Source organism: Streptomyces durocortorensis, assembly GCF_016901035.1.
GTDB lineage: Bacteria > Actinomycetota > Actinomycetes > Streptomycetales > Streptomycetaceae > Streptomyces > Streptomyces durocortorensis.
Genome location: NZ_JAFEUF010000353.1, coordinates 1 through 5,292, shown reverse-complemented (window position 1 = coordinate 5,292; position 5,292 = coordinate 1). Strand labels below are relative to the sequence as shown.

The following is a 5,292-nucleotide window of genomic DNA, read 5'->3' as shown; positions in this document are numbered from 1 at the left end:
GCCCCGCGGTGGCTGCCGGGGAAGGGGTCGACGGTGAACGGGTCGGACAACGCCCCGGAGCCGATGTCGTCGCGTACGGCGGTCAGGCTGTCAGCGGAACCCACGAGTTCTCCTCGGGTAGGGGGGTGGTCGGGGTGAGGCGGGGATCGGCGGAGGACCGAAGGCCGTTCGCGGACCGGGGGCGCGGCAGCAGTCCCCGGTACTCGACCTGCTTCTCGGCGACCGACACCCAGGCCAGCTCGCGCCGCCCGTCGGGGCCGGACGTCGAGTGGGCGGCGACCCGGACGCAGCCGCCCGGGGTGCGGACCTGCAGCAGCGCGTCGGGATCCCGGGCCGCGCTCCCCGCCAGCGACCAGGGCACGGTGCCGGTGATGCCGGCGGCTGCGCCGAGGCAGATGGCGCCGGTCAGCGCGACCGTGGGGTGCCAGGAGGGAACCGACACGGCCCGTACGTACAGTCCGCCGCCGTCCTGCGGAAGCACGGCCGCGATCTTGGGGAAGGCCCCGAAGGTCTCCCAGCCCTGCGAGGCGCAGACCGCGACGCGCAGCCGGGTCATGGTGTCGAACAGAGCGGGGTCGTCGCCGAAGAGGGCGTCCGGCCCGTCGACGCCGAGCTCCGTCGCGTCGACGAAGGCGTACGGATTGCCCATCGACACCAGCGAGACGGGCACGGTCCGTCCCTCGAAGGGGACGTACGTCACCGGCTCCCCCGTCATCAGGAGCTCGGGCAGTTCCAGCGGCGGTGAGCACAGGAAGTGCGCCGTGAACCGGGTGCCGTCGCCGAAGGTCTCCTCGGCCTCGCACACCACGTTGTCGCCGTTGTTGAGGACGTTGACCCGGACCCGGCACCCCGGCACCAGCGGCTGGATCATGCCGGTGCGGGCGGCCGCCTCGACGGCGGCCAGGATCGAGTGGCCGCAGGAACCGCGGAGGTCGAAGCTGTCGTGGCTCTGCGGCAGGGACTGCACGAAGCGGTAGTCCAGGTCGAAGAGCGGGTGCCGGGAGGGGCGCACGATGGCGTTCTTGAGGACGTCGGCCGAGCCCTGCAGGGACAGGTCGGCCCGCAGGTCGGCCAGCGCGCTCAGCAACTGGGGATCGGATTCGGGGAGGTCACGGCCGTCCAGCACCACGGTGGGGCAGGGAGCGCCCGTCGCCTTGACCAGGGAGACGATCATCCCGCCATCACCGCCAGTTCACGGGTTCCCCGGTGCGCTCCGGCGGACGGGCCGAAGAACTCGCTGCGCCACATCTGGTGCGACATGAGGGCCCACAGGGCCAGCGAGCTCCCGTCGGACGGGCGGGCCTCCTGCTCGGCGAACAAAGCGTCGACCACCTCGTACCGCAGCCGCCCGTCGGCACGCAGGGCCTGCGGGGACAGAACGTCGCGGGCCATCGCCCACAGCCGCTGTCCGGGGGCCAGCATCGCGGTGATCGGCAGGGTGAAGGGCTGCTTGGGCCGGTTCAGGACACTGTCGGGCAGGAGCCCCTCGGCCGCCCGGTACAGCGCGCGCTTGACCCCGACACCGGGAACCGTGCGGTGCTGGTCGGGCAGGGACGCCGCGAAGCGCACCACGCTGGGCTGGCAGAACGGGAGCCGGGCCTCCACGGAGCTGGCCATCGACAGGTGGTCGACGCGGCGGAGGTGGTAGGCGGGCAGCCGGTAGCGCTGTTCGATCTGGGTGATGCGCTGGAGCCTGCTGCCCTCGCCGTGGGCCAGGATGTCGGTGAGGCCGGGCGGCAGCGGGGACGCGCCGGGCGCGAGGACCCGGGCGGCGTACTCGGGCGTGTACAGCTGCCGGCGCAGGGACTGGGGTACCGCGGCCAGGTGGTCGAGGTAGGGGCCCGCCCAGTCGGCTCCCTCGGGCGCGGCGAGGGCCTGGGTCATGCGGCTGTATCCGCCGAAGAGTTCGTCGGCCGCGTCCCCGGTGAGGGCCACCTTGAACCCGGCGTCGCGGACCGCCCGGAACAGCGAGAAGGTGGAGAGGGTGATCGGGTCGGCGTTGGGCTGGCCGAGGTGGCGTACGACGTCGCCCATCAGGTCGGGGAAGGTCGCCGGGTCGATCTCCACCTGGTGGTGCACCGTACCGGTGTGCCGGGAGACCTCCGAGGCGAAGGCCCGCTCGTCGCCGGGCCAGTTGCCCGTGTAGGCGATGTTGAACGTGTGCAGCGCCTCGCTGGAGCCGCGGTCGAACAGGATGCGGGCCGCGAGCGCGGTGACGAGGCTGGAGTCGAGTCCGCCGGAGGTGATGGCCGCGACCGGCGCGTCGGCGATGAGCAGCCGGGAGACCTCACGGGACAGCAGCTCGCGCAGCGACTCGCCGGCCCGGGACAGGCTCCGGTCCTCGTCGACCGGCGGAGCGGACTCGTACCCCATGCGCCGGGAGGTGAGGCGCAGGCCGTCCTCGCGGGTGACGACGGCGGTGGTGGCGGGCGGCAGGACGTCGATGCCCTCGAACATGGTCCGCTGGCCGAAGGGGGTCTTCGCCGACAGGTAGGTGTGCAGGCCCAGTTCGTCCTCGTAGGGGCGCACTCCGTCGAAGCCGAGGAGGGCGGGCAGTTCGGAGGCGAAGTGGAACCGGTCGTTTCGCTCGTCCCAGTGGTAGTAGAGCGGCTTCATGCCGGAGGCGTCGGTGGCGATCACCAGGCGGGGCTCCCGCCGCAGATCCATCACGGCGACGGAGAACATGCCGTCGAGGTGCTCGGCGAACCGGTCCCCGTAGGTCAGGTACAGCGCGGGGAGAATCGATCCGTCGCAACGGTCGTCGAAGTGGAATCCCTGGCGCATGAGTTCGGTGCGCAGCCGGTCGTGGTTGTAGATCTCGCCGTTGAAGACGACGGTGATCTCACCCAGGCGGTAGGGCTGGTCGCCGCCTTCGGGGTCCATGATCGAGAGCCGGTTGTTGCCGAGGGCCCAGCCGGACTGCCGGGCGAAGGACTGGGCGTCGGGGCCGCCGTGGTGCTGGAGCGCGGCGACCCGGCGCATCTCGTCGTCGGTCGTGCGGGCGTGGAAGGATCCGTGAATACGGCACATGGCTCAGATCACCTGACGTCGGAGGAGAGGCCGGCGGCGGAATAGAGCGCCGGGTCGTAGGGGCTGGGGCCCCCGCAGGTCACGAAGCGCCGGGCGTCGGGCCCGGTGTGGGGGTTGCGAGCGCCGTGCAGAACGCCCGGCGCGGCGTACAGGACGTCCCCGGCGGCGACGTCGATCCAGCGGTCGCGCAGGTACATCTGGCCGATGCCCTCGAAGGCGATGAACGCCTCGTCGCTGTCGGGGTGCAGGTGGACGTTGAAGGTCTGGCCCGGCTGCTGGATGCCGCAGTGCAGGCAGAGCTGGCTGCTGCCGTTGCCGGGCCAGAAGACGAAGTTCATGGTGGCGCGGTCGGCGTCGGGGGAGATCTGGCCGGTGCCGCCGAAGCCGCGCAGCTGGGTGGTCTCGTCCCAGAGCGTGGAGAACGGCTCGGGGTCGGTGCCGGGCAGGCGGCCCGGCGTGAGGGGCGTGCGCCAGATGTAGACGGTGAGCACGTCCTCGACGGCCGTGAGGCTCAGGGCCTGGCCCGTGGGGGCGTACGCGGCGTGGGACCGCTCCACGCTCCGGCTCCGGGAGCCCACCGTGGCCGTCCCCCGGCCGTCGAAGACGACCGCGGTGTTCTCCTCGTCGGCGCTCGACTCGGGGCTGAAGGTCTCGCCCGGGGCTATGCGGACGACGTGCAACGTGACATGGGTGGAGCCGACGGCGGGGCTGACGGGTGTGGCGATTTCGGTGAGCCGGCCGGCCAGAGGGGTGAAGACGAAGTCTGCGGTGGAGATGATCCGTGCGTCCCCCAGGGAGGGAGCGGAGGGAGACGGCGAGGTGGTGGTGCGCGTCATGCGAGATGCTCCTTGAGGAGGGAGAGGGTGGGGAGACGCAGGGGACGATCGAGGCGGGAGGGCCTGGTGGCGCCCTGTGAAGAAAGACTCGCGGTGAGCGGTCCCGTCGCCCTCCCGCCTCGCTACCGGGGCCGGGGAGGTGGCCGGGAACCGATCCGTAATCCGGCCACGTCCCGGACGCACGGCGACCGGTCGGCCGCGGTGGGCTCCTCTGCCGGGAGGGGCGTACCGACGGCAACGAGCCGGGGCCGGCGCGGTCCCTGGGAAGGGTGTCCGCGCCGGCCCCGGCTCGTGGTGACCTGGCTGCGCTTCGGTGCTCTGTCGCCGCTGTGGTGGGTCGTCCAGCGGAGACTGTGCCGCTGTACGACGGTGCTACGGGCGGCTCTTCTCCGGCACGCGGTCGGGGGCGACCGGTGACGTCGGCTTGGGCTTCCCGGACCGGGACAGGGACGAGATCCGGCCCTCCGCGAGGGCGAGCGCGGCGATGACGAGAACCCCGCCCACCGGTACGTTCCAGGACAGCGGTTCACCCAGGGCGAGCACTCCGACGACCACGGAGAACACCGGTACGAGGTAGTTCACGCCGGAAGCGGTGGTCGGACCGGCATCCGCGATCAGGCGGTTGAGCAGCGCGAAGGCGATACCGGTGGAGGCCGCGCCGAGAACCAGGAGGGCGAGCAGCGGCTTGGCGGTGAGGTCTCCGTGCAGACTCCAGCCGGTCACGAACGTGGTGAGCACCACCGTGATGACCGAGGCCATGCCCAGCTGGGCCGCGGTCACGGAGAGCGCGGGCAGCTTGTGGGGGCCGATGAAGCGGCGGATGTACACGAAGCTGACGGCGTAACTCGCCGCGGCTCCGACACAGGCGAGCTGGCCGCCGATCGAGCCGAAGCCGTCGGTGTTCCACGGCCCCACCACGACGATCAGTCCGACGAACCCGCCGACCAGGCCGATCACCTTGCGGCGCGTCGGCTTCTCCTCGGAGAGCGCGAGAGCGGCGACGCCCATCGTGATGAGCGGGGTGGCGCCCTGGATCACTCCCGCGATGGTCGCGGTGGTGTGCTGCTCGCCGATGGCGAAGAGCGTGAAGGGGATGACGTTGCCGAAGACGGAGGCCACGGCGATGTGGCCCCACAGCGGGCGCCCCGGCAGAGGAAGCCGCTTCAGGGCGAGCATGGCGGCGACGACGAGGGCGCCGACCACCAGTCGGCCGGAGGCGAGTTGCAGGGGCGCGAACGCCTCCAGCGACATCTTGATGAAGGCGAAGCTGCAGCCCCACAGGGCAGCCAGCAGGCCGAAGCGTCCCCAGTTGGCGAGGTTCATGCGGTGATCTCCTGAGAAGAGGCGGAGGAAAGGGGGAGAGGGGGAGGGCGGCGGGGCCCGTGCGCCCCCCCGGGATTCCAGGGGGTGGGGGGCCCGTCAAGTT

4 protein-coding genes are annotated in these 5,292 nt (G+C 71.8%); all 4 read right to left on the bottom strand.

The window, feature by feature from the left end:
- Window positions 1-82: 82 nt before the first annotated feature.
- The 4 genes from JS521_RS33490 to JS521_RS33475 all read right to left on the bottom strand — a co-directional run bounded on the left by JS521_RS33490 (window position 83) and on the right by JS521_RS33475 (window position 5,189).
- Window positions 83-1,174 carry a PrpF domain-containing protein gene (locus JS521_RS33490; protein ID WP_205086659.1) on the bottom strand — a complete coding sequence of 364 codons (1,092 nt, stop codon included), beginning with the start codon at window positions 1,172-1,174 and terminating at the stop codon, window positions 83-85.
- Window positions 1,171-3,030 (bottom strand): asparagine synthase (glutamine-hydrolyzing), encoded by a 1,860-nt coding sequence (gene asnB, locus JS521_RS33485; protein WP_205086658.1) that lies wholly within the window; start codon window positions 3,028-3,030, stop codon window positions 1,171-1,173. The genes JS521_RS33490 and asnB overlap by 4 nt, the downstream gene beginning before the upstream one ends.
- Before the next feature lie 8 nt (window positions 3,031-3,038).
- The gene (locus JS521_RS33480; protein WP_205086657.1) at window positions 3,039-3,866 is read right to left on the bottom strand and encodes a cupin domain-containing protein; all 828 of its coding nucleotides are present in this window, start codon (window positions 3,864-3,866) and stop codon (window positions 3,039-3,041) included.
- Between the two features lie 372 nt (window positions 3,867-4,238).
- Complete coding sequence (locus tag JS521_RS33475) at window positions 4,239-5,189, bottom strand: DMT family transporter (RefSeq protein WP_205086656.1); 951 nt, start codon at window positions 5,187-5,189, stop codon at window positions 4,239-4,241.
- Window positions 5,190-5,292: the final 103 nt, after the last annotated feature.